The 26,180-nt window shown below is 62.1% G+C and carries 22 protein-coding genes and 1 pseudogene; 9 read left to right on the forward strand and 14 right to left on the reverse strand.

Going from position 1 to position 26,180, the window contains the following annotated elements:
• Positions 1-5 precede the first annotated feature (5 nt).
• Both ACIQUF_RS15205 and ACIQUF_RS15210 read left to right on the forward strand, forming a co-directional pair.
• Positions 6-578, forward strand: coding sequence for a CsiV family protein (locus tag ACIQUF_RS15205; protein WP_403132775.1), 573 nt, complete (start codon positions 6-8; stop codon positions 576-578).
• 1 nt (position 579) lies between these two features.
• A complete protein-coding gene (locus ACIQUF_RS15210; protein WP_403132778.1) occupies positions 580-3,906 on the forward strand; it encodes an SNF2-related protein in 3,327 nt (1,108 codons plus the stop codon).
• A gap of 59 nt (positions 3,907-3,965) precedes the next feature.
• Here ACIQUF_RS15210 and nagZ read toward each other — a convergent pair whose 3' ends face one another.
• From nagZ to ACIQUF_RS15225, 3 genes are read right to left on the reverse strand one after another with little or no spacing between them, the layout of a single operon-like run.
• Complete coding sequence (gene nagZ / locus ACIQUF_RS15215) at positions 3,966-4,964, reverse strand: beta-N-acetylhexosaminidase (protein WP_403133548.1); 999 nt, start codon at positions 4,962-4,964, stop codon at positions 3,966-3,968.
• 22 nt (positions 4,965-4,986) lie between these two features.
• Complete coding sequence (locus ACIQUF_RS15220) at positions 4,987-5,511, reverse strand: L,D-transpeptidase family protein (protein ID WP_403132780.1); 525 nt, start codon at positions 5,509-5,511, stop codon at positions 4,987-4,989.
• 40 nt (positions 5,512-5,551) lie between these two features.
• A complete protein-coding gene (locus ACIQUF_RS15225) occupies positions 5,552-6,259 on the reverse strand; it encodes a TetR/AcrR family transcriptional regulator (RefSeq protein WP_403132783.1) in 708 nt (235 codons plus the stop codon).
• A gap of 214 nt (positions 6,260-6,473) precedes the next feature.
• On the opposite strand from ACIQUF_RS15225, the gene lexA reads away from it, so the two are divergent.
• Together lexA and sulA are read left to right on the forward strand one after the other, a co-directional pair.
• On the forward strand, positions 6,474-7,082 hold the full coding sequence (gene lexA, locus ACIQUF_RS15230; RefSeq protein ID WP_403132785.1) for a transcriptional repressor LexA: 609 nt from the start codon (positions 6,474-6,476) through the stop codon (positions 7,080-7,082).
• A 13-nt stretch (positions 7,083-7,095) separates the two neighbouring features.
• Positions 7,096-7,572 (forward strand): SOS-induced cell division inhibitor SulA, encoded by a 477-nt coding sequence (gene sulA / locus ACIQUF_RS15235; RefSeq protein WP_403132787.1) that lies wholly within the window; start codon positions 7,096-7,098, stop codon positions 7,570-7,572.
• Between the two features lie 37 nt (positions 7,573-7,609).
• Here the strand turns inward: sulA and ACIQUF_RS15240 are convergent, their stop codons facing one another.
• The 7 genes from ACIQUF_RS15240 to ACIQUF_RS15270 all read right to left on the reverse strand — a co-directional run bounded on the left by ACIQUF_RS15240 (position 7,610) and on the right by ACIQUF_RS15270 (position 15,843).
• The gene (locus tag ACIQUF_RS15240; protein WP_003248777.1) at positions 7,610-7,843 is read right to left on the reverse strand and encodes a hypothetical protein; all 234 of its coding nucleotides are present in this window, start codon (positions 7,841-7,843) and stop codon (positions 7,610-7,612) included.
• 50 nt (positions 7,844-7,893) lie between these two features.
• Positions 7,894-8,409 (reverse strand): DUF6586 family protein, encoded by a 516-nt coding sequence (locus ACIQUF_RS15245; RefSeq protein WP_403132790.1) that lies wholly within the window; start codon positions 8,407-8,409, stop codon positions 7,894-7,896.
• Positions 8,410-8,523: 114 nt separating this feature from the next.
• Positions 8,524-11,133 carry a type I DNA topoisomerase gene (gene topA / locus ACIQUF_RS15250; protein ID WP_403132792.1) on the reverse strand — a complete coding sequence of 870 codons (2,610 nt, stop codon included), beginning with the start codon at positions 11,131-11,133 and terminating at the stop codon, positions 8,524-8,526.
• A 100-nt stretch (positions 11,134-11,233) separates the two neighbouring features.
• On the reverse strand, positions 11,234-11,485 hold the full coding sequence (locus ACIQUF_RS15255) for a DUF1653 domain-containing protein (RefSeq protein WP_039601789.1): 252 nt from the start codon (positions 11,483-11,485) through the stop codon (positions 11,234-11,236).
• Positions 11,486-11,564: 79 nt separating this feature from the next.
• On the reverse strand, positions 11,565-12,740 hold the full coding sequence (gene fadA, locus ACIQUF_RS15260) for an acetyl-CoA C-acyltransferase FadA (RefSeq protein WP_403132795.1): 1,176 nt from the start codon (positions 12,738-12,740) through the stop codon (positions 11,565-11,567).
• 31 nt (positions 12,741-12,771) lie between these two features.
• The gene (gene fadB / locus ACIQUF_RS15265) at positions 12,772-14,919 is read right to left on the reverse strand and encodes a fatty acid oxidation complex subunit alpha FadB (RefSeq protein WP_403132798.1); all 2,148 of its coding nucleotides are present in this window, start codon (positions 14,917-14,919) and stop codon (positions 12,772-12,774) included.
• 486 nt (positions 14,920-15,405) lie between these two features.
• A complete protein-coding gene (locus ACIQUF_RS15270) occupies positions 15,406-15,843 on the reverse strand; it encodes a hypothetical protein (protein ID WP_400799378.1) in 438 nt (145 codons plus the stop codon).
• A gap of 109 nt (positions 15,844-15,952) precedes the next feature.
• Between ACIQUF_RS15270 and ACIQUF_RS15275 the strand changes: the two genes are divergently transcribed.
• Positions 15,953-16,393 (forward strand): universal stress protein, encoded by a 441-nt coding sequence (locus ACIQUF_RS15275; RefSeq protein ID WP_400799375.1) that lies wholly within the window; start codon positions 15,953-15,955, stop codon positions 16,391-16,393.
• A 49-nt stretch (positions 16,394-16,442) separates the two neighbouring features.
• Here ACIQUF_RS15275 and ACIQUF_RS15280 read toward each other — a convergent pair whose 3' ends face one another.
• Complete coding sequence (locus ACIQUF_RS15280; protein WP_403132802.1) at positions 16,443-18,371, reverse strand: ATP-binding cassette domain-containing protein; 1,929 nt, start codon at positions 18,369-18,371, stop codon at positions 16,443-16,445.
• 221 nt (positions 18,372-18,592) lie between these two features.
• Between ACIQUF_RS15280 and ACIQUF_RS15285 the strand changes: the two genes are divergently transcribed.
• Positions 18,593-20,521 (forward strand): transglycosylase SLT domain-containing protein, encoded by a 1,929-nt coding sequence (locus ACIQUF_RS15285; protein WP_403132805.1) that lies wholly within the window; start codon positions 18,593-18,595, stop codon positions 20,519-20,521.
• Positions 20,522-20,579: 58 nt separating this feature from the next.
• Here the strand turns inward: ACIQUF_RS15285 and ACIQUF_RS15290 are convergent, their stop codons facing one another.
• Together ACIQUF_RS15290 and ACIQUF_RS15295 are read right to left on the reverse strand one after the other, a co-directional pair.
• Positions 20,580-21,383 (reverse strand): MOSC domain-containing protein, encoded by an 804-nt coding sequence (locus tag ACIQUF_RS15290; protein ID WP_403133550.1) that lies wholly within the window; start codon positions 21,381-21,383, stop codon positions 20,580-20,582.
• A gap of 56 nt (positions 21,384-21,439) precedes the next feature.
• Positions 21,440-22,375, reverse strand: a complete 936-nt coding sequence (locus tag ACIQUF_RS15295; protein ID WP_403132807.1) for a chemotaxis protein CheV — start codon at positions 22,373-22,375, stop codon at positions 21,440-21,442.
• Between the two features lie 337 nt (positions 22,376-22,712).
• On the opposite strand from ACIQUF_RS15295, the pseudogene ACIQUF_RS15300 reads away from it, so the two are divergent.
• From ACIQUF_RS15300 to ACIQUF_RS15310, 3 genes and pseudogenes are all read left to right on the forward strand, one after another.
• Positions 22,713-23,223 (forward strand): annotated as a pseudogene (locus ACIQUF_RS15300) (histidine kinase).
• Between the two features lie 366 nt (positions 23,224-23,589).
• A complete protein-coding gene (locus tag ACIQUF_RS15305; RefSeq protein ID WP_403132810.1) occupies positions 23,590-24,480 on the forward strand; it encodes a sensor histidine kinase in 891 nt (296 codons plus the stop codon).
• On the forward strand, positions 24,477-25,136 hold the full coding sequence (locus ACIQUF_RS15310; RefSeq protein WP_403132812.1) for a response regulator: 660 nt from the start codon (positions 24,477-24,479) through the stop codon (positions 25,134-25,136). The genes ACIQUF_RS15305 and ACIQUF_RS15310 overlap by 4 nt, the downstream gene beginning before the upstream one ends.
• Here ACIQUF_RS15310 and yegS read toward each other — a convergent pair.
• On the reverse strand, positions 25,120-26,001 hold the full coding sequence (gene yegS / locus ACIQUF_RS15315; protein ID WP_403132815.1) for a lipid kinase YegS: 882 nt from the start codon (positions 25,999-26,001) through the stop codon (positions 25,120-25,122). The two genes, ACIQUF_RS15310 and yegS, sit on opposite strands and share 17 nt — an antisense overlap.
• Positions 26,002-26,180 lie beyond the last annotated feature (179 nt).

Consider the following 26,180-nt stretch of genomic DNA (forward strand, 5'->3'; position numbering starts at 1 on the left):
GATCCATGCGTGCCATCCGTTGCCTGACCTTGTTGCTTGCGCTGATCGCGCCGGCCGCCTTCGCCGAAGGCCAGTATCAGGTGGAAATGATCCTTGTGCGGCAAAACAGCGTGCCGGCCTTCACCAGCCCGTTCGCCCCGGAAGACTGGAGCGCGGGCGCCCCACGCCTGGACAAAAACGCCGAGCGCCCGCTGGCTCTTCAGGACGAGGCCACCCGGCTGGAGGCCACCGCCGACTACACCGTGCTGCTGCACAAGGCCTGGCAGCAGCCCGTGAGCAGCGAGACAAGCCGCATCGCCCTGGGCGCTGGCAACGAGCAGTTCGGCCACTTCCCCATTGAGGGCAACCTGAGCATTACCGCCGGCCGCTTCATCGCCGTAGAGGCCAACTTCTGGGTCAACCAACTGGACAGCAACGGCAACGTGCAGCAAAGCGAGCAGTTCAAGCAGAGCAACAGCAACATGAAAGGTGGCCAGCTGACCTTCCTCGACGGCGGGCATCTGGCACTGCTGCTGAAAGTCACGCCACCGGGCACCCCGAAGATGCCAGTGATGGACCCGGAAATGATGGAGCAGTGATGTGAGCAAGGGCGATGCCCAGCAGTTGTTGAGAGCCTATCCGGACTGGGTCGATTTCATCGACGCCGGCGCGTTGGCACGGGGTCGCAAGTATGCGGCGCAGGGGCGCATCCGCATCCTGTGGCGGCAAGGCACAGAGGTCGAAGCGCTATGCAAGGGATCTGCAGGCCAGTCGTATAATCAGGAAATCAAACTACTCCTCAACCGGGGTGAGCTTCGTGTTCATGGCACTTGCAGCTGCCCTGTACGGGTGAATTGCAAGCACTGCGTCGCCGCACTCCTGCACCTGGAGAACGATGGCAGTGGGCGTGAGGCCCCGATTAGCCAGGCGCAAGCTGCGTTGTCGCTGCCACCGGACCTGAATCAGTGGGTGCAGGCCCTGGAGTCACCCACCCAGCCTGCGGCCAGCCACGAACCTGTGCGCAAAGGCCCGGCGATCTACTACCAGATCCGCAAGGACCAGGAGCAATATCGGCTCGAACCGATCAAGGGCACACGGCAGGCCGACGGTTCACTGAAGATCAGCCGCATCACCTCGATGCCCGAAATGATCTATTACACCCCCCGCTACGTCACAGAAGACGATGCGCGGCTACTGCGCCTGATCGATGCCCGCAGCCCGACCATCACACCGGTGGTGCAACTGGAGGGCAAGCAGGGCGCTGAAATCTTCAGCTACGCGTTGGCCACTGGCCGTCTTCTGATCGAAGACGACCCTGAACCACTTGCCTACGGGCCTCAACTGCATGCCGACTTCCGCTGGGTCAGGCTGGACAGTGGCAGCTACCAGGGCGCCTGGTACCACGATGATCATCTGCAACTGCAGGTGCTGCCCCTCGAACCTTTGCATTATCTCGACGGGCAGTCGCACAAGACTGGCATCCTGAACCACGACCTTGACCCCTTCATCGCCAGCCAGCTTGCACGCGCTCCTGTGGTGCCGGAACACCTGGTCGTGCCCCTGAGCCATCGACTGAACGCCTTGAATCGCCAAGTTCCCACACCGACCGCCGTGAGCACCGAACAGATCGACAACATTGCACCAAAAGGTCGGCTGACCCTGGGCAGCCTCGAATTCAGCGCCTACATGCCCAAGACCGGCCGCATGCAGCGCCAGATGCAGCACCGCGCCGCCCTGTCTTTCGACTATGACGGCCTGCGCGCCAACGGTAGCGACGACAAGCCGCTTACTCGCCTGGTCGATGCGACCAGCCAACGTATCCGCCGCCAGCCCCAGGCCGAACAGACGCTGCGCAAAACGCTACGCGATCTAGGCTTCAAGCCCGCCACCCGGCAAAGCAAGGCTCTGCCTGACAGTGCCGGCGAAATGCTTGAGCTACCCGACGATGAAGCCTGGTTGCGCTTCGCCCGGGATGGCCTGCCGCGCCTGCGCAAGGCCGGCTGGGATATCGACATCCACCGCGACTTCGCCTTCAACCTGCAGGAAGTGGACGACTGGTACGCAAGCATCGACGAAGCGCCGGGCCACGAATGGTTCGATCTGGAGCTGGGCATCGTCGTCGAAGGCCAACGCCACAGCCTGCTGCCGATCGTGCTGCAGCTGCTGCGCAGCAACCCCGAACTGCTGCGCCCCAGCGAGCTGGCCCGGCGCAGTGACGACGAGCATCTGCTGATCGACCTAAACCGCGGTCGCGCGGACAGCCCGGCGCTGCGCGTCGCCCTGCCCTACGGGCGGATCAAGTCAGTCATGGGCACCCTCGGCGATCTGTACTTGCACGAGGACAGCGCCGGCCCCGCCCTGCGCATGGACCGCGCGGACGCAGCACGCCTGAACGACATCGAACACCTGCCGCTGCACTGGGAAGGTGGCGCTCATCTACGCGACCTCGGCCGACGCCTGCGCGATGCCCGCGACTTGCAAGTGGACCCGCCCGCCGCGCTCAATGCCACCCTGCGCCCCTATCAGCAGCAGGGCCTGAACTGGCTGCAAGCATTGCGCGAAATGGGCACTGGCGGCATTCTTGGCGACGACATGGGCCTGGGCAAAACGCTGCAAACCCTGGCCCACTTGCTGTTGGAAAAACAGAATGGGCAGCTGACCCACCCTGCCCTGGCGGTCATGCCGACCAGCCTGATCCCCAACTGGCTCGACGAAGCCAAGCGCTTCGCCCCCGACCTGCGCGTGCTGGCCTTGCACGGCCCGGGGCGCAGCAAGCATTTCGCCAAACTTAACGAGTACGACCTGGTTCTGACCACCTACGCCCTGGTACCACGCGACCTCGAACACCTGCGTGCGCAGCAATGGAGCGTACTGGTGCTGGACGAGGCGCAGAACATCAAGAGCAGCACCAGCAAGGCCGCCCTCGCCGTCTGCGAACTGGAGGCCAATCAGCGCCTGTGCCTGACCGGCACGCCGATGGAAAACAACCTGGGCGAGCTGTGGTCAATCTTCCACTTCCTCATGCCCGGCTGGCTGGGAGACGTCAAACGCTTCAATCAGGACTATCGCACCCCGATCGAGCGCCATGGTGACGCCGAACGCCTGGCCCATCTGGTTACCCGCATCCGCCCGTTCCTGCTGCGCCGGACCAAGGAGCAAGTGGCCACCGAGCTGCCACCCAAGACCGAGATGGTCCACTGGGTCGAGCTCAGCGATGCTCAGCGCGACACCTACGAGGCCGTGCGCGTAGCCATGGACAAAAAGGTGCGCGATGAAATCGCCCGCAATGGCGCGGCACGCAGCCAGATCGTGATCCTCGACGCCCTGCTCAAGCTGCGCCAGGTGTGCTGCGACCTGCGCCTGGTGAAAGGGGTAGAAACCAAGGGCAACCAGGCCGACAAAGGCAAGCTCGGCGCGCTGCTGGAGATGCTCGAAGAGTTGCTCAGCGAAGGTCGCCGCGTGCTGCTGTTTTCCCAGTTCACCTCGATGCTGGCCTTGATCGAGCAGGAATTGGAAAAGCGGCAGATCCGCTACAGCCTGCTCACCGGTGACACTCGCGACCGACGCACGCCGGTACAGCAATTTCAGCAGGGTGAAAGCGAAGTGTTTCTGATCAGCCTCAAGGCGGGCGGCGTGGGGCTGAACCTGACCGCGGCCGACACGGTGATTCACTTCGACCCGTGGTGGAACCCGGCCAGCGAGAACCAGGCGACCGACCGCGCTTATCGCATCGGTCAGGACAAACCGGTGTTCGTGTTCAAGCTGATCACGCGGGGCACTGTGGAGGAGAAGATTCAGCAGCTGCAGCAGGAAAAAGCGGCGCTGGCGGCGAGCTTGCTCGATGGTGGGGAGGCTGGGCAGTGGCGGCTGGGGGATGAGGAGATCGAGGCGTTGTTTGCGCCGTTACCAGGAAAGCGGGGTCGTTAGTACCGGCCTCTTCGCGGGCTTGCCGAGACGTCGGACCGCCCGCGAAGAGGCCGGCATGATCAATCGACCAACTGCGCCTCGCGCAGTGCTCCCAGCGCCTCCAACCAACGCGGCTGCTGGCGATAATCGGTCCTCGCAAAACCCTGCCCACGCATCCGCGCGACCCGTGGCGATGGCCTGACCTTCAGCCGCTGCGCCGCGCTCAACGCCAACTCCGCCGCCGCCCGATCATTGCACACCAGGCCCATGTCGCAACCGGCGCTCAGCGCCGCTTCGATGCGATTGGCCGCATCACCGACCACATGCGCACCCGCCATGGACAGGTCATCACTGAAGATCACCCCGTCAAAGCCCAGCTCACCGCGCAGGATGTCCTGCAGCCAACGGCGCGAAAATCCAGCCGGCTGATTGTCGATTTGTGGATAGATGACATGCGCCGGCATCACCGCCGCCAACTGGCCGCTCAAGCGGGTGAACGGTACTAGGTCGGCCTCACGCAGCTGCTCAAGGCTACGCTCGTCAGTAGGAATCGCCACGTGCGAGTCCGCTTCGGCCCAGCCGTGCCCAGGGAAGTGCTTGCCACACGCCGCCATGCCCGCCGCATTCATGCCGCGAATGAAGGCACCGGCCAACTGCGTGGCGCGCAGCGGATCGCCCTCGAAAGCGCGACTGCCAACCACGGCGCTGCGCTGGTGATCGAGGTCGAGCACCGGGGCGAAACTCAGGTCGAGGCCGACCGCCAGGACCTCGGTGGCCATCAACCAGCCACACTGTTCGGCCAGGTATTCGGCATTGGCGTTATCGGCGATCGCGCGCATCGCCGGCAGGCGCACGAAACCCTGGCGCAGGCGCTGTACCCGCCCGCCTTCCTGGTCGACGGCCAGAATCAGCTCGGGACGGATGGCGCGAATCGACGCGCACAGTTCACGCACCTGGCGCGGGCTTTCGATGTTGCGGGCAAAGATGATCAGGCCGGCCACTTCCGGCTGGCGCAGGAGCTGGCGGTCTTCGGCGGTCAACCATTTACCGGCGATATCCACCATCAGGGAGCCTTGCAGGCTGGCGGTCATAGGCAATCCTTCATTGCAGACTTAGAGAAGCCCACTGGGGGCATGCGGCCTCGTCGATGCGCACCGGGCAATGCGCCGGAACACGCTCGAACAGGCCAAGCAGATCGGTGTTGCGCAGGCGTATGCAGCCATGGGACAGCGGAACGCCCAAGGGTTCCGTGTCGGGCGTGCCATGCAGGTAGATAAGGCGGCGAAACGTGTCCACAGCGCCCATGCGATTGAAGCCTGGCTCGCAGCCACTCAGCCACAGAATGCGGGTGAGGATCCAGTCACGCCCGGGGTGTTGCCTGTGCAGTTCGGGCGACCAGATCTCACCGGTCCAGCGCCGCCCGCTCAGCACGGCATTGAGCGGCAGCTCCGCGCCGATCATCGCGCGAACCTGATGCAGGCCGCGCGGCGTACAACCCGAGCCGTTGCGCTCACCGGCGCCTTTGCGCGCGGTGGACACGTCCAGACGCAGGCACAGCCGCCCGTGGGCAAAGCCGTAGAGGCGCTGGTCGGCGAGGGAGATGTGCAGGAAATCGAGGTCAGGCATGGGCGCTAGCTTAGCCGATGCGCCCTGCCCCGCCCAGCCTTCAGGCCTTGGCCGTGGTGCTGCCAGTTTTGCTCCGCGGGCGCAGCTGGGCGGCGGCCATGGCGTCATCGGTGACACCGCTGTCGGCGCGCATGCCGGCGGCCAGGAACGGCACCATCAGGCGCATGACCTGCTCAATGGACGTATTGATACCGAAATCGGTTTCGGCGATGGCACGCAGCGCCTTGATACCGGACATGCTGAACGCTGCGGCACCGAGCATGAAATGCACACGCCAGAAAAGCTCGATTGGCGGAATCCGCGGCGCGGCTTCGTTGACCAGCAGCATGTAGCGGCGGAACACTTTGCCGTACATGTCTTCCAGGTAACGCCGCAAGTGCCCCTGGCTCTGGCTGAAGGCCAAGCCCAGCAAACGCATGAAGATCGACAGGTCGTTGTTGCTGCGCGGTTGCACCACCAGTGCCTGCTCCACCAGCATTTCCAGCAGCTCTTCGAGGCTCGGCTTCTGTTCAGGCTTGGCCTGGCGACGCTCAAGTTCCCGTTCGAGGCTGGCGCAGAACGGCCCGAGGAAGCGCGAGAAGACCGCCTGGATCAGCGCTTTCTTGGAGCCGAAATGGTAGTTGACCGCCGCCAGGTTGACCCCGGCCTTGCTGGTAATCAGCCGCAACGAGGTTTCCGCGAACCCCCGCTCTGCGAACAGCTGCTCGGCAGCATCGAGAATGCGTTCAACGGTTTCCGATTGGGCCATGACCACTCCGCCAGACAGACAAACAAACAGGTGTTTGAAACATACGTTTCAGCCCTGCCGATGTCAAGGCTCGGTGACTGTGCGGTCGCCATTAGAATGCCCTGAGTTGCAAGCTGCAAGCGGGTGAGAGGCTTTTTCTTGCCGCTTTGAGTTTGCAGCTCATCCAGTACTGTATATAATTCCAGTCACTGTATAAAAAGACAGAGCGCCCGCCATGTTGAAACTGACGCCACGCCAAGCCGAAATCCTGGCCTTCATCAAACGCTGCCTCGAAGACAACGGCTTCCCGCCGACGCGCGCGGAGATCGCTCAGGAGCTGGGCTTCAAGTCGCCCAACGCCGCAGAGGAGCACCTCAAGGCTCTCGCGCGCAAAGGTGCCATCGAGATGACCCCAGGGGCTTCACGCGGTATCCGCATACCGGGCCTCGAAGCCAAAGCCGAAGAAAACGGCTTGCCGATCATCGGCCGGGTCGCTGCCGGTGCGCCGATCCTCGCCGAGCAGCACATCGAGCAATCCTGCAACATCAACCCGACCTTCTTCCACCCCCCTGCCGACTACCTGCTGCGCGTGCACGGCATGAGCATGAAGGACGTCGGCATTTTCGACGGTGATCTGCTGGCTGTGCACACCTGCCGCGAAGCCCGCAACGGCCAGATCGTCGTCGCCCGTATCGGCGATGAAGTCACCGTCAAGCGCTTCAAGCGCGAAGGCAGCAAAGTCTGGCTGATCGCCGAAAACCCCGAATTCGCCCCCATCGAAGTCGACCTGAAAGATCAGGAACTGGTGATCGAGGGTTTGAGCGTCGGCGTTATTCGCCGCTGATCCAGGAGGCGTCATGCAGCAGTTCGTCCAAGCACAACAACAGATTCAGCTTCCGCTGTTCGAAGCGTTCCTTGCCCAACCGGTACTGCCAGGCCTGAAGGCCAGCGAACAGGCACGCAAGCACAGCCAACCGGACCTGTTCAGTGAATTATCCCTGCGTGGCGCTCCCGAGCATTGCCAGAGCCTGCTGGCCCCGGTTCTGCGCGAGCTGAGCGAAGAGGAAGAGGCGCGCTGGCTGACACTGATCGCCCCGCCCTCCAGCCTGACCCAAGCCTGGCTGCGCGAAGCCGGCCTCAACCGCGAGCGCATTCTGCTGCTGCAACCTCGCGGCAATCAGAGCGCGCTGCAACTGGCATGCGACGCCTTGCGCCTTGGACGCAGCCATACCGTGGTCAGCTGGTTAGGTAGCGTCAATGCCACCGCTCGGCAACAGCTGCTGCGCGCTGCCAGCGCCGGAAACGCACAAAGCCTGAACATCCGCCTCGGCTGATGTTCAGGCTTTGCCTGCATTCAAGTAAAACCGGGTATCAGTGAAGTACGCGCGGCCCTTCGTCGCGCTCCAGCTCGCCATCCATAAGGCGACCTGCCATCTGCACGCCGACGCTCAGCATGGCTTTGGCGACTTCAACATGTTGGCCCTGCAGAAACACCTTGGCGTCTTCCGAGAAATCCAGGGTTACCAGGGAGCCTTCATCCTCGGCGCGACGCAGTTCAATCCGGCCATCAGGCAACTCGACAATTTCCAGAAAAGACGTAGACATAAAGGGCTGTTCTCCGCGAAAGGCCGGTAGTGTACCAGCCACGACGGCTATCAGCACTCACTCAACGCGTCACGGAAACGTCTCACCAAGCCTTTAAGATTATCCCGCCAGCTTTCCAGCTCTTGTCGCGACAGCTCTGGGTGCTCGATTTCGTCGAGATTGACTGCCTGAATCAGTGGCTGGGTGACATCGGTTTTTACGGGTTTTGTCGCGACCGGTGGTCGGAACAAATCGGCATAAGCACTGAGCAACTGCGCCAACCAAGTCTCCCGCTGCCTGGCCAACTCCAGCAACTCCGCAACTTCGGGGATAGCAATGCCATTGAGTGCATCGTCGGCAAGCGCTTGCTCGACACTGGCTGCAATCGGCAGGCGGTAGAAGCCGCCAATCTCATGACACAACCCCAGCAACGCACCGTACAGATGGAACAGTGCTGCCTCACGCTCGGCCTGGATCAGGCCCTGGGCGTTCATGGCCTGGCTTTTAGTTGCCTTGTCCATGGATTCGAGGGCGAGGCCCGCAAAAAAGAGTTTCTGGTTGGTACGGGTGTAGAGTTCCTGGGCCATCTCGAGTGACCTCCCTAGGGCAGCAAGGCGAATACCTGCAGTTTCAAGGATCGGGATGTACTTGTCACCAATGAAATGGGGCCGCTAAGCGGCCCCATTTACCGACCTTAACGATCAGCGCTTGTCTTCAACCTTCCAGGCGTTGCCGTCGTAGAAGGCCTTCCAGCCAGTAGGCTTGCCATCGACCTCGGACTGTACGTACTGCTCCTTGGTCTTGCGGCTGTAGCGGATCACCGTCGGACGGCCATCTGGATCCTTCTGCGGCGCCTCGCACAGGAAGTGATACTTCGGATCGATCTCATGCTTATGCGGCACGATCTCCAGCACCAGCGGCGCCCGGGTCTCGCGATTCTTGGGGAACTGGCTGGCAGCCAGGAACAGCCCCGAAGCACCGTCACGCAGCACGTAGGTATCGTCGACCTTCTCGCACTTGAGTTCGGGCATGTCCACCTTGTCCATCTTCGGTGGCGCCGCCTCACCGCTCTTGAGCAGTTTGCGCGTGTTCTTGCACGTCGGGTTGGTGCAGCCGAAGAACTTGCCAAAACGGCCGGTCTTGAGCTGCATCTCGCTGCCGCACTTGTCGCACTCCAGGCTCGGCCCTTCGTAGCCCTTGATGCGGTAGCTGCCCTCTTCGATTTCGTAGCCGACGCAATCCGGGTTGTTACCGCAGATGTGCAGCTTGTGCTTCTCGTCGAGCAGGTACGCATCCATGGCGGTGGCGCAGATCGGGCAGCGGTGCTTGCCCAGCAGCACGCGCGACTCCGACTCACCCTCATCGTCCGCGGCAATTTCATCGCCGGGCACCAGGTTGACGGTGGCCTTGCAACGCTCTTTCGGCGGCAGGCTGTAACCCGAGCAACCGAGGAACACGCCAGTGGAGGCGGTACGGATCATCATCGGCCGGCCGCATTCCTTGCAAGGAATGTTGGTCATTGTCGGCTGGTTGGCGCGCATGCCGCCTTCGGCCGATTCGGCAGTCTGGAGCTTCTTGCTGAAGTCGCCGTAGAACTCGTCCAGCACGTTCTTCCAGTCACGTTCGCCTTGGGCCACGTCGTCGAGGTTTTCCTCCATGCCGGCGGTGAACCCGTAGTCCATCAGATTGGCGAAGCTTTCCGAAAGACGCTCGGTAACGATGTCGCCCATTTTCTCGGAGTAGAAACGGCGGTTGTGCAGCGTGACGTAGCCACGGTCCTGGATGGTGGAAATGATCGCCGCGTAGGTCGACGGGCGGCCAATGCCGCGCTTTTCCATTTCCTTGACCAGGCTGGCTTCGGTGAAGCGCGCCGGTGGCTTGGTGAAGTGCTGGCTCGGGTCGATCTGGATCAGCTTGAGCGCTTCACCCTGGACCATTTCCGGCAGTACGTCGTCTTCGCCCGGCTTGCTTTGCTGAGGCAGCACGCGGGTGTAACCGTCGAACTTGAGAATACGACCCTTGGCGCGCAACTCGAAGTCGCCCGCCGCCACGGTGACGCTGGTGGACAGGTACTGGGCCGGCGGCATCTGGCAGGCAAGGAACTGGCGCCAGATCAGCTCATACAAACGCTCGGCGTCACGCTCCATGCCGTTGAGCTTGGTCGGGTGCGTATTGACGTCGGACGGACGAATCGCTTCGTGCGCCTCCTGGGCACCCGCCTTGCTGCCGTACACCACTGGCGCTTCTGGCAGGTATTGCTTGCCGAACTCGCGCTCGATGTAGCTGCGCGCCATGTCCACAGCGTCGGCCGACAGGTTGGTCGAGTCGGTACGCATGTAGGTGATGTAACCCGCTTCGTACAGACGCTGGGCCATCATCATGGTCTTCTTCACCCCGAAGCCCAGGCGATTGCTCGCCGCCTGTTGCAGGGTGGAGGTGATGAACGGTGCCGACGGCTTGCTGCTGGTCGGGCGATCTTCACGCTTGAGGACGCTGTAGCTGGAGGCTTTGAGCTTCTCCAGCGCGGCCATGGCCTGGGCTTCGTTGAGCGGCTTGAAGGCTTCGCCCTTCTCACGCGCCACTTCGAAACGCACCTTGGCATTCTTGGCGGTGCCGAGGTCGGCGTGCACTTCCCAGTATTCTTCCGGGATGAAGGCGCGGATCTCGCGCTCACGCTCGACCACCAGCTTCACTGCCACCGACTGCACGCGCCCGGCCGACAGGCCGCGGGCGATCTTGGCCCACAGCAGCGGCGAGACCATGTAGCCCACAACGCGGTCGAGGAAGCGCCGCGCCTGCTGGGCGTTGACCCGGTGGATGTCCAGCTCGCCAGGCTGCGAAAACGCATCCTGAATGGCTTTTTTGGTGATTTCGTTGAACACCACGCGCTTGTAGCGGGTGTCGTCGCCGCCGATGGCCTCGCGCAGGTGCCAGGCGATGGCTTCCCCCTCGCGGTCCAAGTCGGTTGCGAGATAGATGGTGTCGGCATCCTTGGCCAGGCGGCGCAGCTCTTCGATCACCTTTTCCTTGCCAGGCAGGATCTCGTACTTGGCCTTCCAGCCGTGCTCGGGGTCGACGCCCATGCGCGCCACCAGCTGGCGACGGGACTTTTCTTTCGGCGAAAGGGCCGGAGCCTCACCTGCAGCCTTGCCCCGCTTGGCAGCCGGCTCTTTGCTGGCGCTGGCCGAACCGCTGGTGGGGAGGTCACGGATGTGGCCGATACTCGACTTCACCACGTACTGGTTGCCCAGGTACTTGTTGATGGTCTTGGCCTTGGCCGGGGATTCCACAATGACCAGCGATTTGCCCATGGATCGGAGTATTCCTGAATCTGAAGATGAAAAACGCGTCAGGTGCCGGACGCGGCACCGCTATATATAGTGGCGAAACAGTGAGGTCAAGCGCGGTCGATCATTCGTGCGCCTTGCCAAGCAGTTCCGGCAACCCCTCTTCGGCCTTGACCAAAGCAAAGCGTGGCACCTGCTCGCCGTCAACCTCGACGGACTCCTGGAACATCGACAGGGGCCGAACCCAGAAGCTGTAATCACCATACAGGCATTGGTAGAAAACCATCCACTCTTCGCTCTCGGAGTGCCGTGCGACACTGAAGACACGGTACTCAGGCCCTTTGTAATGCCGGTATACGCCTGGTTGTATCTGCATGTCGCCTTTCCTCTTGAAACAAAACTTGTAAAAAACAAAAACCGGGGCACAGGGCCCCGGTTGCTGCCTTGCAACGCGATCAGACGCGTTCGAAGACCGTGGTGATGCCCTGACCGAGGCCGACGCACATGGTGGCGACACCCAGGGTACCGCCATTCTGCTTCATGACGTTGAGCAGGGTGCCGGAAATCCGTGCACCAGAGCAACCGAACGGATGGCCCAAAGCGATGGCGCCGCCGTGCAGGTTAACCTTCTCATTCATCTTGTCGAGCACTTTCAGATCTTTGAGCACTGGCAGGGCCTGTGCGGCAAAGGCTTCGTTGAGCTCGATGAAGTCGATGTCGGCCATGGTCAAGCCAGCGCGCTTGAGCGCTTTCTGAGTCGACGGCACCGGGCCGTAGCCCATGATTGCCGGGTCAACACCGGCGACGGCCATCGAGCGGATCACCGCCAACGGCTGGATGCCGAGATCCATCGCACGCTGACCGGACATGACGATCATGCACGAAGCGCCGTCAGTGATCTGCGACGAGGTGCCAGCCGTCACGGTACCGCCCTTGGGGTTGAACGCAGGCTTGAGCGACGCCAGGCCTTCGAGGGTGGTTTCCGGGCGAATGGTCTCGTCGAAGTCGAAGACCTTCAGGAAGCCGTTCTCGTCATAGCCCTGCATCGGGATGATCTCATCCTTGAACTTGCCCTCGACCGTCGCCTTGTGAGCGAGCTGGTGCGAACGCAGGCCGAACAGGTCTTGCTGCTCGCGGGCGATGCCGTGCATCTTGCCGAGCATCTCGGCAGTCAGGCCCATCATCCCGGAAGCCTTGGCAGCGTGCAAGGACAGGTGCGGGTTGGGATCGACACCATGCATCATGCTGACGTGGCCCATGTGCTCGACACCACCGACCACGAACACATCGCCGTTGCCGGTCATGATCGCCTGGGCGGCGGTGTGCAGCGCGCTCATCGACGAGCCGCACAGGCGGCTGACGGTCTGGGCGGCCGACGTGTGCGGGATCTGGGTCATCAGCGAGGCCATGCGGGCGATGTTCCAGCCCTGCTCCAGGGTCTGGTTGACGCAGCCCCAGATCACGTCCTCGACTTCTTTCGGGTCGACCTTGCCATTGCGTTCGAGCAGTTTGCTGATCAGGTGCGCCGACATGTCTTCGGCGCGGGTGTTGCGGTGCATGCCACCCTTGGAGCGGCCCATCGGGGTGCGACCGAAGTCGACAATCACCACGTCTCTTGGATTCAGGCTCATATCAAATTTCTCGCTCTAGCTCGTTGACCACTCAGTTGAAGAAGCGCTGGCCGTTCTTGGCCATTTCACGCAGCTTCGCGGTCGGGTGGTACAGCGGCCCAAGGTCGGCGTACTGGTCGGCCAGGGCAACGAATTCAGCCACACCGATCGAGTCGATGTAGCGCAGCGCACCGCCGCGGAACGGAGGGAAACCAATGCCGTAGACCAGGCCCATGTCGGCTTCGGCAGCAGTTTCGACGATGCCGTCTTCCAGGCAGCGCACGGTCTCCAGGCACAGCGGGACCATCATCCAGTTGATGATGTCTTCATCAAGGACTTCACGCTGCTCGAAGACGACGGGCTTGAGCACGTCGAGCACGGTGGCATCGAAGACTTTCTTCGGCTTGCCGCGCTTGTCGGTTTCATAGGCGTAGAAGCCCTTGCCGTTCTTCTGGCCCAGGCGGTTGGCCTCGTAGAGGGCGTCGACGGCGGAGCGACGGTCGTCCTTCATACGGTCCGGGAAGCCATCGGCCATCACGTCGCGGCCGTGGTGGCCGGTGTCGATGCCGACCACGTCCATCAGGTAGGCCGGGCCCATCGGCCAGCCGAACTTTTCCATGACCTTGTCGATGCGCACAAAGTCGACACCGGCACTGACCAGCTTGGCGAAACCGCCGAAGTACGGGAACAGTACGCGGTTTACCAGGAAGCCCGGACAATCGTTGACCACGATCGGGTTCTTGCCCATCTTCTTGGCGTAGGCCACGGTGGTGGCAACTGCCACTTCACTGGACTTCTCGCCACGGATGACTTCCACCAGCGGCATCATGTGCACCGGGTTGAAGAAGTGCATGCCGACGAAGTTTTCCGGGCGCTTGAGCGCTTTGGCCAGCAGGTTGATGGAGATGGTCGAGGTATTGGAGGCGAGGATCGCGTCCTCTTTCACCTGGGCTTCCACTTCCGCCAGCACGGCCTGTTTGACTTTAGGGTTTTCGACCACGGCTTCGACGACGATGTCGACGTTGGCGAAATCACCATAGGACAGGGTCGGGCGAATGGCATTGAGTGCCTCGGCCATTTTCGCCGGGGTCAGGCGACCTTTCTCGACGCGATTGCCGAGCAGCTTGGAGGCCTCGTTCAGGCCCAGCTGGATGGCGTCCTCGCGGATGTCCTTCATCAGGATCGGCGTGCCCTTGACCGCCGACTGGTAGGCGATACCGCCGCCCATGATGCCGGCGCCGAGTACGGCAGCCTGCTTCACGTCACGGGCGATTTCGTCGTGGGCCTTGGCCTTGCGCTTGAGCTCCTGGTCGTTCAGGAACAGGCCGATCAGGCTCTCGGCAACCGAGGTCTTGGCCAGCTTGGCAAAACCTGCGGCTTCAACTTCCAGGGCTTTGTCACGGCCAAAGTTGGCGGCTTTCTGGATGCTCTTGATCGCTTCGACTGGCGCCGGGTAGTTCGGGCCGGCTTGGCCCGCGACGAAGCCCTTGGCGGTCTCGAAGGCCATCATCTGCTCGATGGCGTTGAGCTTGAGTTTTTCCAGCTTGGGCTGGCGCTTGGCCTTGTAGTCCAACTCGCCGCTGATGGCGCGCTTGATCAGGTCCAAGGCACCTGCCTGCAACAGCTCAGGGGCGACCACGGCGTCGACGGCACCTACTTTCAGGGCGTCTTCGGCACGGTTTTCCTTGCCGGCGGCAATCCACTCGATGGCGTTGTCCGAACCGATCAGGCGCGGCAGGCGCACGGTACCGCCGAAGCCTGGGTAGATGCCCAGCTTGACTTCCGGCAGGCCGATCTTGGCGGTGCTGGACATGACCCGGTAGTCGGCCGCCAGGCACATTTCCAGGCCACCGCCCAGCGCAATGCCGTTGATCGCGGCAACGGTCGGCACTTCGAGGTCTTCGAAGGCATTGAAAATACGGTTGGCTTCCAGGTTGCCGGCAACCAGCTCGGCCTCGGGCAGCTTGAAGTTGTCGACGAACTCGGTGATGTCGGCGCCGACGATGAACACGTCCTTGCCACTGCTGACGACCACGCCCTTCACCGAGGCGTCGGCCTTGATGGCGTCGACGGCCTGGCGCAGCTCGTCCAGGGTCAGGCGGTTGAACTTGTTGACGGACTCACCCTTGAGGTCGAACTTCAGTTCGACGATGCCGCTTTCAAGAGCCTTAACCGTGATGGCTTTACCTTCGTAAATCATCAACTGATCTCCACGATATGGAAGCTGAACTGTACACGCCGATCGCTGGTGGAAAGCAGCCGTTCGCTGCCCTGCCCAGGCACACCCGTCAGCGCGCTAGTCGGAACTATGAGGGAGCGGTGTGACATACAAACGCTCAATTCATACGCCCGTTTGATTTGGGTATGCACACATTCTCCGAAAAGATCGGCGTTGTCAAATGCTCTCAAGCACGGTTAAAACGCGACTTTCCGGTCATTTTGTATCGTCCGGGTGCAAATCATGATGACAGTGATCGCTGATCATTCATGTCAGCGATTGACCACAAATAATGCTCAACGCTGCATTTTTCTCATGCAGGGCGCTAGAGGATGGCTACACTGCGACTGGCTTGTAGAAATTCCCGGCCTGCCTGGCCTTTTCTGCGCGGCAGAAACGACAAAGCGGCAACTTGGCACCTACCCTCCTGGGTTGCTGCCAAGTTGCCGCTTTGTCGTTATAGAGGCGTTAAGCGAGGGTTTCGAACGCGTGGGCAATATCCTGCAACACAGATTTATCGCCACGTTCGCTCCAGTACAGGGCGAGCATCCGCGTGTCGGCCTCGACCTTGTAGACGGTCGCCGGCAGCCGCGAGAAGACCTCGTTCAGGCGCGGCTCCTCACACACTTCACGCCACTGGTTCCACCACACGCCTGGGCTGACCTGCCAGTAACACCAGCTGTCCTCACGCCCCCGACTGCGCCCGCGGTGGTACTGCGGGCATGGGCTCGGCGGCTCTTTTTCCAGCCAGTGCGGCCACTGCTGCGGCGCCAGTTGCATGGCCAGCCCCATGCGCCGCGCCTCCAGTCGCAGGCTCATCTGCTCGCCCTGCTTGCGCGACTGGCGCAACCAGGCGAACGGGCTGAGAATCAGCGCAAGGATTGACACCACCAGCAATACCGTCATATCTGTAGATCCCATAAAGCGTTGCAAATGAGCGGGTTACTCGGTTTCACGGAAGATCCGCCCGAAAGCGACCATACTTCTACTATCGCGATTGTCAGGAGTACTGCACATGTCCTATGAACATCTTCTGGTCGCTGTCGACCTGACCGAAGAATGCGACCCGGTGATCAAGCGTGCCAAGGCCATCGCCCTGGCAAGCGGCGCGAAGGTATCGCTGGTCCACATCGTCGAGCCAATGGCCATGGCCTTTGGCGGTGACGTGCCGATGGACCTGTCGCAATTGCAACAGCAGCAGTTCGACCAGGCGAAGGAGCGCATGGAGCGCCTGTTCAACAAATACCCGGATATCAATCGCGGCGATTCGCACCTGGTTTATGGCCAGCCACGTCAGGAGATTCACCAGCTGGCCAAGGACCAGAACTGTGACCTGATCGTGGTCGGCAGCCATGGCCGGCATGGTCTGGCGTTGTTGCTGGGGTCTACCGCCAATGACGTGCTACATGGCGCGCCGTGCGATGTGTTGGCGGTGCGGTTGCAGAAGAAAGAGTGATCCAACCTGTTCTGGCCCCTTCGCGGGGCCAGTGCAGACTAAAAGCGGATCAACCCTCCAGCTCAGCCCAGCGCTCTACCAAGGCATCCAGCTCGCCCTGCATCTGCTCAAGCTTCGCCAGCACCGCTGCGGTCTCCTCGATCGGCCGCTGATAGAAGCCCGGTGCAGCAACCTCTTCCTGAGCCGCTGCCATGCGCTGTTCGACCGCGTCGATCTGCCCAGGCAACATCTCCAGCTCACGCTGCAGCTTGTAGCTGAGCTTCTTCTTCGAGGCATCGGCCACGGCTGCCACTGGCGCCGGTGCAGCTTGCACTTCCTGCTTCTCGACCACCGCGCTATTGAGCTCGGACTTGCCGCCCTTGCTCTCGGTCACGCCCAACAGCCGCGGCGAACCGCCCTGACGGATCCAGTCCTCATAGCCGCCGACATACTCGCGCACCTTGCCCTCGCCTTCGAACACCAGGGTGCTGGTGACGACGTTATCGAGGAAGGCCCGGTCGTGGCTGACCATCAGCACGGTGCCCTTGTAGTTGGACAGTACTTCTTCCAACAACTCGAGCGTTTCCACGTCCAGGTCGTTGGTCGGTTCGTCCAGCACCAGCAAGTTGGCCGGCTTGCTGAACAGTTTGGCCAGCAGCAGACGCGCACGCTCGCCACCCGACAGCGCCTTGACCGGTGTGCGGGCACGTTGCGGGCTGAACAGGAAGTCGCCGAGGTAGCTGAGCACGTGGCGGTTCTGGCCATCGATTTCGATGAAATCACGGCCTTCGGCGAGGTTGTCGATGACCGTCTTTTCCAGATCGAGCTGATGGCGCATCTGGTCGAAGTAGGCGACTTCCAGCTTGGTGCCGCGCTCGACCTTGCCCGAAGTGGGCTCCAGGTCGCCGAGCATCAGTTTGAGTAACGTGGTTTTGCCGGTACCGTTGGCACCCAGCAGGCCAATGCGGTCCTGACGCTGCAGGACCATGGAGAAGTCCTTGACCAGCATCGGCCCTTCGGCGTGGTGGAAGCTGACGTTTTCCAGCACCATGACCTGCTTGCCGGACTTCTCCGCCGCCTCGATCTGAATGTTGGCCTTACCCTGGCGATCGCGACGCTCGCTGCGCTCCACGCGCAAAGCCTTGAGCGCACGCACGCGGCCTTCGTTGCGGGTACGACGGGCCTTGATGCCCTGGCGAATCCACACCTCTTCCTGGGCCAGGCGCTTGTCGAACAGCGCGTTGGCGGTCTCTTCGGCCGCCAGGGCCGCTTCCTTGTGCACCAGGAAGCTGGCGTAGTCGCCGTTCCAGTCGATCAGCCCGCCACGGTCCAGTTCGAGGATGCGCGTGGCCAGGTTCTGCAGGAAGGAACGGTCGTGGGTGATGAACAGCACCGCGCCGTTGAAGCCGCGCAGGGCCTCTTCGAGCCAGGCGATGGCACCGATGTCCAGGTGGTTGGTCGGCTCGTCCAGCAGCAGCAGGTCCGGTTCCGAGACCAGCGCCTGGGCCAGCAGCACGCGGCGGCGCCAGCCACCGGACAGCTCGGCCAGGGTCTTGTCGGCCGGCAGTTGCAGGCGGCTCAGGGTGCTTTCCACCACTTGCTGCAAGCGCCAGCCATCACGGGCTTCGAGCTCGTGTTGCACATGCATGAGCTTGTCCAGGTCGTCGTCGCCCTGGATGTTCTGGCTGAGGTGGTGGAACTGCGCCAGCAACTCGCCAACACCGTCCAGGCCTGCGGCCACCACATCGAACACCGTCCGCTCATCAGCGACCGGCAGCTCCTGCGGCAACTCGCCGATCTTGAGGCCGGGGGCGCGCCAGATTTCACCGTCATCGCCTTTCTGCTCGCCCTTGACCAGGCGCAGCATGCTCGATTTACCGGTGCCGTTGCGGCCGATGATGCACACCCGCTCGCCACGGGCGATCTGCCAGGACACTTTGTCCAGCAGCGGCATCGCGCCGAATGCGAGCGACACATCGCTGAATTTGAGCAGGGTCATGTTCGTCTCCAGAAAGCGGGCGCGCATTCTACCTGAGTTGGGCCATTCCGGCATTAAGTTGACCACGTTGCCAGGGCATTACGACATCCGGTCGGCGTTAATGCCTTGATACAAGCGCAGTGCTTTCACCCGTAGCCGGCAAACGGCTAAGCTAACGCAATAGCTTCCAACAGTGCTGGCTTCGCCGTCACTTTCCCATGGTTCAACTGCCCGGACGTATCATGCGCAGCCGCCTGTTACAGATTGCCTCCTGCCTGCTGCTTACCGCCGCCACCGCCAGTGCGGCGCAGGCTATCGACCTTTCACAGCAACGTCAGTACTACGACGAGGCCAAGCGCGCGCTGGCCAAGGGCGACAAGGGTCCTTACCTGCGTTACTCCCAGGCCCTGCGCGACTACCCGCTCACGCCCTATCTGGCCTACGACGAACTCACCGCGCGCCTGAAAAGCGCCAGCAACGAGGAAATCGAAGGCTTTCTGGCCAAGCACGGCGACCTGCCCCAGGCCAACTGGATGAAGCTGCGCTGGTTGCGCTGGCTGGCCGAGCGTGGCGAGTGGAATACGTTCGTCAAATACTACGACCCCAAACTCAATTTCACCGAGCTGGACTGCCTCAACGGCCAATACCAGCTGAGCCACGGCAAACGTGCCGAAGGCTATGCCACCGCTGAGAAGCTGTGGAATGTGGGCAAGTCGCAACCGGCCGCCTGCGACACCTTGTTCGGCATGTGGGCCGCCGAAGGGCAGCTGACGGAGGCCAAACGCTGGAACCGCGCAAAACTGGCTGCCCAGGCGCGCAACTATGCCCTGGCCAAAAACCTGGCCAACTCGCTCACTACCCTGGCCCCACAGGGCCGCCTGCTGGTCGATGTGGCGCAAAAGCCCGAGCTGCTGAACCAGCCTTCGCGCTTCACCCCGGTCAACGAAGCCATGTCCGACGTGGTCAGCCTGGGCTTGCGCCGCCTGGCCCGTCAGGACCCGGAGCGCGCCATGGCGCTGCTCGATGACTACGCCCAACGCATGCATTTCTCCCGCGACGAGAAGGTCGCGATCGCCCGCGAGATTGGCCTGACCCTGGCCCGTCGCTACGACCCGCGCGCCCTGGACCTGATGACCCGTTACGACCCAGAGCTGCGCGACAATACCGTCAGCGAGTGGCGCCTGCGCCTGCTGCTGCGCCTGGGCCGCTGGGAAGACGCCTACGAGCTGACCAAGCGCCTGCCCCAGGACCTGGCCAGCAGCAACCGCTGGAAGTACTGGCAGGCGCGCAGCCTGGAACTTGCGCAGCCGAACAACCCGCAGATCCCCCTGCTGTACAAGAATGTGGCGCGCGAGCGTGACTTCTATGGCTTCCTCGCCGCCGACCGGGCGCAGACACCGTACCAGCTGAACAACCGACCGCTGGTGCTGAGCCCGCAACTGGTCAACAAGGTGCGCAATACCCCAGGTGTCCAGCGCGCCCTGGAGTTCCACGCCCGCGGCCAGATCGTCGAAGGCCGTCGCGAGTGGTACCACGTCAGCCGCCATTTCAACCGCGACGAGATGGTTGCCCAGGCGCGCCTGGCCTATGACCTGCGCTGGTATTTCCCGGCCATTCGCACCATCAGCCAGGCGCAGTACTGGGACGACCTGGACATCCGCTTCCCGATGGCCCACCGCGACACCCTGGTGCGTGAAGCCAAGGTGCGTGGGCTGCATTCGAGCTGGGTGTTCGCCATCACCCGTCAGGAAAGCGCCTTCATGGAAGATGCCCGTTCCAGTGTGGGCGCCAGCGGCCTGATGCAGCTGATGCCGGCCACCGCCAAGGAAACCGCGCGCAAATTCAGCATTCCGCTGGCGTCACCGCAGCAGGTGTTCAACCCGGACAAGAACATTCAGTTGGGCGCAGCCTACCTGAGCCAGGTGCACAGCCAGTTCAACGGTAACCGGGTATTGGCCTCGGCAGCCTATAACGCCGGGCCTGGGCGCGTGCGTCAGTGGCTCAAGGGTGCAAAGCACCTGAGCTTCGACGTGTGGGTGGAATCGATCCCGTTCGACGAGACGCGCCAGTACGTACAGAACGTGCTGTCGTATTCGGTGATCTACGGGCAGAAGCTCAATTCGCCGCAGCCGTTGGTGGATTGGCACGAGCGGTATTTCGACGATATGTGAATCAGTTCCGACCTCTTCGCGGGCAAGTCCGTGAAGAGGTCAGCACCACCAACAACAACTATTCCAGCACTTCAACGCGCATCCCCACTTTAACAAGCCCACTGCCATCCACCGCCAGGTTCTGCCCGAACAGAACATCCCCTTCCTTTTCCCGGAAGGTCTTCAGCGTGGTCAATGGCTCACGGTCCGGACTGCGCTCCCCTGTTGCAGGATCAAGCGTGGTTAAAATGCACCGCACACTGGGCTTGAGCACGCGAAACTCCAGCTTGCCAATACGAATCCGCTTCCAACCATCTTCGGCAAACGGCTCAGCCCCCTGCACCACCAGATTCGGGCGAAACCGCAGCATCTCCATAGGGCGGCCAATCCGCCGGTTCAGCTCGTCGAGTGAGCCTTGCCCTATCAGCAATAACGGAAAACCATCGGGGAACGCCGCCCGATCACTGTTCAAGCCATAACCACTGGGCAAGTAGCGCGCTCGTTGTTCCGGGCAGTAGACCAGACGCACAGGCTTGCCGAGCAACTGCGACAACCAGGTCGCCGCCTCGTCGCCGCCATCAGGCACGCGCAGGGTGTCACGCCAGATGGTCACGCCGCGCAGATCATCATCGGCAGATGGCAGCGCCACCTGCAACGGTTCCAGGCCCGGAGCCTCCAGCAACAGTCCGCCAGCCTCACCATCGCTTGCCTTGAGCTGGCCAAGCCGCGGCCAGGCACGCTGGGTCAGAAAACGGCCATTCTCTTCCTCGACCACCATCCAGCGTCGGTCACCCATCAACCCAAGATGCCCGACCGGCGAATCCTGCAGGCATTGCGCCTGCCCCGATTTCACCGGATACCGATACAACTCACTCAGAAACATCCCTGCCTGCCTCGTGCCATGCCAAAAGCCCAGCTTATACCCGGCAGGCGCCGGGATCACGCAGTCGTTGCATCCAGCAGCAGGCGTTGCTTGACCACATCGACCAGACGATCAGGCTGGAACTTGGAGAGGAAATTGTCACAGCCGACCTTTTTGACCATGGACTCGTTGAAGCTGCCCGACAGTGAGGTATGCAGCACCACGTAGAGCTTGCGCAGTCGCGCATCACTGCGGATTTCGGTAGTCAGCCGGTAACCGTCCATTTCGGGCATCTCTGCGTCGGTGAACACCATCAGCAGTTTTTCGCAGACATCCTCGCCCGCATCGGCCCAGCCCTTGAGCATACGCAAGGCTTTCAACCCATCACTGGCCACGTGCAGTTTCACCCCCAGCTGCGACAGGGTGTCACGCAGTTGCGCCAGGGCCACGCTGGAGTCATCCACCAGTAGCACTTCCCGTCCACGAGCGCGGGCCAGGACCGGGTCGGCGAGCTTGTCGTTGGAAACCTTGGCGCTGTAGGGCACGATCTCGGCCAGCACTTTTTCCACGTCGATCACTTCCACCAGCTTGTCCTCCACCTTGGTGATGGCGGTCAGGTAATGCTGGCGGCCGGCACTGGTAGGTGGCGGCATGATGGATTCCCAGTTCATGTTGACGATGCGGTCGACTCCGCCCACGAGGAACGCCTGCACCGAGCGGTTGTACTCGGTAACGATGATGGTGCTGTCCGGCCCTGGGGTCAGCGGCCGCATGCCGATGGCCTGGGACAGGTCGATCACCGGCAAGGTCTGCCCACGCAGGTTGACCACGCCACAGACGAACGCATGGCGCTGAGGCATCAAGGTCAGCTTGGGCAGTTGCAGCACCTCTTGCACCTTGAATACGTTGATGGCGAACAGCTGACGTCCTGCCAACCGAAACATCAGGATTTCCAGGCGGTTCTCACCCACCAGTTGCGTGCGTTGGTCTACCGTGTCGAGAATGCCAGCCATTGGAAAAACCCCGGAAAATGTCAATTGATCCACCTTGTATCGGCGGCTTGCGGCGCAGCTTGATCCTTGTCTGAAAATGCCACAAAGATAATTGATATCACATTACCATCATGCTTTACTGCGTAGACCCCATCTTGGATCCATTGCTTGGGCAACCGGTCGCACCTTAGGTGCCCATCAGGGAAACCCCTAGCGGCAATCGGGCGCAACCTGATGTTCGCGATATCCATTAGCCATTAATGTGACGCCATTCTCACTGCATGAATGGAGTCAGGCTTTTGCTAGCGATCGACATGGCTTGGCCATCCCCCGCTCCCGCCCTGCGCGCCGGAGCCTCATGATGGAAAGCACAGCCTTCAACAGCAGCGCCCTGCAAGAGTTCTTGCTGGATGCGCAAGTCTTGCTGACCCAGTCTCAGGAATGCCTGCAGCACCTCGAACTGATCGACAACGACCCCGACGCCTGCCATTGCCTGGACAACGCCCTCGACACCCTCGCCCGGCGCGCCAGCGGCCTGGGCTTGCTCGAAGTGGCGCATTACACCTGTGCTCTGCAGCAGTTGCTCGCCCCGGCATGCCGACACTTGCACCTGCACAGCAAGGCCCTGCCTGCGCTGTCTGCGTGCTTGACCTTGCTGGCATGGCAACTGGAGCTGGTCGACAAGCAAACCGGGCGACTGGCCCTCGATGCCAGCGAACAAACCGCGCTGCTCGCTGAACTTGCCACCGCGCTGGACCAACCGCTACCGCAAACGTGTGCGCCCGCCTTGCCACGACACCAGTGAGGCGTGTGCTCACCCGCACAAGGCGGATCCCGCCTTGCCCAACTTGCCAACTCAGGCGCACTAACGGGCGCTTTATCGTGCAACTAAAGGCATTCTTCGAGCACAACGGAGGAGCAACTTGCCCGGCACTGCAAGTTCCGACGCTTGCGCTCTTACTGCGGTCAGGAAAGTTGGACTTACCACAGCCTTCACCGGCACGCGCGATATCACCTGGCCACCCAGCAGCTCCTCCAAAGCCTGGTGATTCGCCCGCAAGCCCTGAGGTTTCAAAGCATTACCCAGCCGCGACCAGAGCAGCACGAAGTGTTACCATGCGCACTAACTAGCATTGGCCACCCGAATCTCGGCGATTGTTGAAAGCACCTAGCCAACGCCCTTGGCAAGACAGGTGCAAGGCCTCCATCAGCAAGACTTCAGTGGCATCCCATCTATGCTCCCACGCTTGAAGATCCCTCTGCGTTGCCGTTCCCGCGCCACCTTGCTGCGTTGGGCGACCGCATTGCTGTGTGTGGCTTCGCTGTCTGCCAACCTGCTGCTGTTCCTCGGAGGCCAGGCACTGCCTGGCAGCCTGCTGTTGCTGCAATTGGCAGCCATGCTCGGAGTCGGCTGGCACCTGAGCCATGGCGCCCGCTCGATCAGCCTGCGCCCGGCAGAGCTCGCCGACCGCATGCTCAAGGTCCAGGAAAGTGAGCGTCAGCACCTAAGCCGTGAACTGCATGATGACATCGGCCAGTTGCTCACCGCCGCCAAACTCCAGCTCGAATGGATGCAAAGGCGGCTGCCGAACGATTTGCAGGCGCACTGCGGCAGCCTGCGCAGCACCCTTGAAGACAGCCTGAGCAAAGTGCGCGACGTCTCCGCCCTCCTCAATCCCCGGCAACTGGCCAGCCTTGGCCTGGAAGCCAGCCTACGTGCGCATCTGGTGCGCACCCTGGCAAGCACCGACATGCACTGGAGCCTGGAATGCCACCAGCGCCTGGGCGGTATTTCCGAAGACGTGGCCATGGCCGCCTTCCGCATTACCCAGGAAGCGCTCACCAACATCCTGCGCCATGCCAAAGCACGCAACGTGATCGTCCGCCTGCAGCGCAGCCCGGCGGGCCTGATGCTGTCGATCCAGGACGACGGCCAGGGCTTCATCCCCGCCGTCAACCCTGCCGAGGCAGGCCAGCGCGGCATGGCTGGCATGCAGGAGCGCGCCACGGCACTGCAAGGCAGCCTGGACATTACTAGCCAGCTCGGCATGGGTACGCGGATCGAGGTGTTGTTCCCGTGGCCACCGCGCACCCACGAACGCGCCAGGACCCTTGCTTCCCGATGACCTCCAGACTGCTGCTGATAGATGACCATTCACTGATCCGCGCCGGCGTCCGCGCCCTGGTTTCCGACATCCCGGGCTACTCGGTAGTGGGCGAAGCCGATGATGGTGACCAGTTGCTGGAGCAGGTTCAGCAACTGGCGCCCGACATCGTGCTGCTGGACATCTCCATGCGCTCGACCAGCGGCCTCGATGCCCTTACCCTGCTGCGCGCCACTGGCAATACCTGCAAAGTGCTGATCCTGTCCATGCACACCGACCCGGACCTGATCATGCGAGCCCTGGAGAGCGGCGCCCACGGTTACCTGCTCAAGGATGCCACCGCAACCGAGCTTGAGCAGGCCCTGGCCGCATTGCGCAATGGCGAACGCTACCTCAGCCCAGCCATTGCCCACACCGTGATCAACCAGGCGCTGATGCGCTCGCAACAGGGCAAGCAGCCCAACGCCGACCGCCACAACCTGACCGCTCGGCAACTGGAAATCCTGCGTTTGATCGTGCGCGGCAAGTCCACCCGCGAGATCGCCGCCGGCCTGGGGCTTTCGATCAAAACCGTCGAAACCCATCGCTCGCAGATCATGAAACGCCTGCAGATCTACGACGTCGCCGGCCTGGTGCTATTTGCCGTACGCGAAAAAATCATCAGGCTGGACGACTGAGCAGCGGCGAGTTCGGCGGCAAGTGCACCCGCAACGCCGCAGGCACGGCCTCGAAACGCAGGCTCTCGGCCTGCAGCGGTTCGCCGTCAAGGTTGATGTCCAAGCCTTGGGAGCTCTTGATTTCAACCCAGGGCAACCGCGCACGCACGAACAGCCCTTCCCCAGCCAGCAGGTCTCGCAGCGCGCCTACCACTTCTTGTGGTGCTGGCAGGACGGCAATGTCGAGCAAGCCGTCATCCACCACCGCCTCGGCACACAACACTTGCCCGCCACCGGCCTGGCGACCATTGCCGATACCCAGCGCCAGCAGGTCGCCTTGCCAGTGGAAATCCGGTCCGGTCAGCTCTACCGAGGCGGCCTGCAGCTCGCTGAAACGTGACAAGCCGGTAAACAGGTAGGCCGCCGCACCCAGCACCTTTTTCAGGTCTTCGGACGTGTTGGCGGTAACCTGGCTGCCAAAACCGCCCGTGGCCATGTTCAGGAACAGCTGATCGCCCACCTTGCCCAGGTCGATCGGCCGTGCCGGCAGGTCCAGCAGCGCCAAGGCTTCAGCCGGCTGTAACGACACACCGGCAGCCTTGGCGAAATCATTGGCGGTACCCAACGGCAGCAGCGCCAGGCTGGCCTTGGTTTTAACCCGGCCCATGGCTTCAGCCACATCGCGCAAGGTGCCATCACCGCCCCCCGCGACCACGTGGGTATAGCCGACCGCCAATGCTTCATCGACCAGCCGCTGGGCATCACCCGCTTCCCAGGTCACCCGTACATCCAGCGTCCAGCCACGTTCTCGTTGCGCGAGCACGGCCTTGCGCACCTCTTCGTTCATCGCCTGCTTGCCATGCAGGATTAATATCGCCTTGCCCATCGCGCCTCTCCCTGGAGATCGATCTGTCCAGATCTCGACCACGGCGGTGAGCAGATTGCTGCATGCCCAGTGGAATTAACCTCCCAGCTGGGCGAAGACGATATCGTGGGCTTTACTGATAGCTACGGACGCGTCCCGGCAGCCGCCATCGGCTGACTGCCAACGGGCGCGTTTTTTGT

It is taken from the genome of Pseudomonas sp. NPDC090233 (assembly GCF_044772285.1).
In the GTDB taxonomy this organism is placed as follows: Bacteria; Pseudomonadota; Gammaproteobacteria; order Pseudomonadales; family Pseudomonadaceae; genus Aquipseudomonas.

What these genes read in the sequence shown, in the direction of transcription:
- ACIQUF_RS15205 (WP_403132775.1), top strand. Translation starts at nt 6, where the DNA reads ATGCGTGCCATCCGTTGCCTGACCTTGTTGCTTGCGCTGATCGCGCCG.
- ACIQUF_RS15220 (WP_403132780.1), bottom strand. Translation starts at nt 5,511, where the DNA reads ATGCCTGACCTCGATTTCCTGCACATCTCCCTCGCCGACCAGCGCCTC.
- ACIQUF_RS15225 (WP_403132783.1), bottom strand. Translation starts at nt 6,259, where the DNA reads ATGGCCCAATCGGAAACCGTTGAACGCATTCTCGATGCTGCCGAGCAG.
- lexA (WP_403132785.1), top strand. Translation starts at nt 6,474, where the DNA reads ATGTTGAAACTGACGCCACGCCAAGCCGAAATCCTGGCCTTCATCAAA.
- sulA (WP_403132787.1), top strand. Translation starts at nt 7,096, where the DNA reads ATGCAGCAGTTCGTCCAAGCACAACAACAGATTCAGCTTCCGCTGTTC.
- ACIQUF_RS15240 (WP_003248777.1), bottom strand. Translation starts at nt 7,843, where the DNA reads ATGTCTACGTCTTTTCTGGAAATTGTCGAGTTGCCTGATGGCCGGATT.
- ACIQUF_RS15245 (WP_403132790.1), bottom strand. Translation starts at nt 8,409, where the DNA reads ATGGCCCAGGAACTCTACACCCGTACCAACCAGAAACTCTTTTTTGCG.
- topA (WP_403132792.1), bottom strand. Translation starts at nt 11,133, where the DNA reads ATGGGCAAATCGCTGGTCATTGTGGAATCCCCGGCCAAGGCCAAGACC.
- ACIQUF_RS15255 (WP_039601789.1), bottom strand. Translation starts at nt 11,485, where the DNA reads ATGCAGATACAACCAGGCGTATACCGGCATTACAAAGGGCCTGAGTAC.
- fadA (WP_403132795.1), bottom strand. Translation starts at nt 12,740, where the DNA reads ATGAGCCTGAATCCAAGAGACGTGGTGATTGTCGACTTCGGTCGCACC.
- fadB (WP_403132798.1), bottom strand. Translation starts at nt 14,919, where the DNA reads ATGATTTACGAAGGTAAAGCCATCACGGTTAAGGCTCTTGAAAGCGGC.
- ACIQUF_RS15270 (WP_400799378.1), bottom strand. Translation starts at nt 15,843, where the DNA reads ATGACGGTATTGCTGGTGGTGTCAATCCTTGCGCTGATTCTCAGCCCG.
- ACIQUF_RS15275 (WP_400799375.1), top strand. Translation starts at nt 15,953, where the DNA reads ATGTCCTATGAACATCTTCTGGTCGCTGTCGACCTGACCGAAGAATGC.
- ACIQUF_RS15280 (WP_403132802.1), bottom strand. Translation starts at nt 18,371, where the DNA reads ATGACCCTGCTCAAATTCAGCGATGTGTCGCTCGCATTCGGCGCGATG.
- ACIQUF_RS15285 (WP_403132805.1), top strand. Translation starts at nt 18,593, where the DNA reads ATGCGCAGCCGCCTGTTACAGATTGCCTCCTGCCTGCTGCTTACCGCC.
- ACIQUF_RS15290 (WP_403133550.1), bottom strand. Translation starts at nt 21,383, where the DNA reads ATGTTTCTGAGTGAGTTGTATCGGTATCCGGTGAAATCGGGGCAGGCG.
- ACIQUF_RS15295 (WP_403132807.1), bottom strand. Translation starts at nt 22,375, where the DNA reads ATGGCTGGCATTCTCGACACGGTAGACCAACGCACGCAACTGGTGGGT.
- ACIQUF_RS15305 (WP_403132810.1), top strand. Translation starts at nt 23,590, where the DNA reads ATGCTCCCACGCTTGAAGATCCCTCTGCGTTGCCGTTCCCGCGCCACC.
- ACIQUF_RS15310 (WP_403132812.1), top strand. Translation starts at nt 24,477, where the DNA reads ATGACCTCCAGACTGCTGCTGATAGATGACCATTCACTGATCCGCGCC.
- yegS (WP_403132815.1), bottom strand. Translation starts at nt 26,001, where the DNA reads ATGGGCAAGGCGATATTAATCCTGCATGGCAAGCAGGCGATGAACGAA.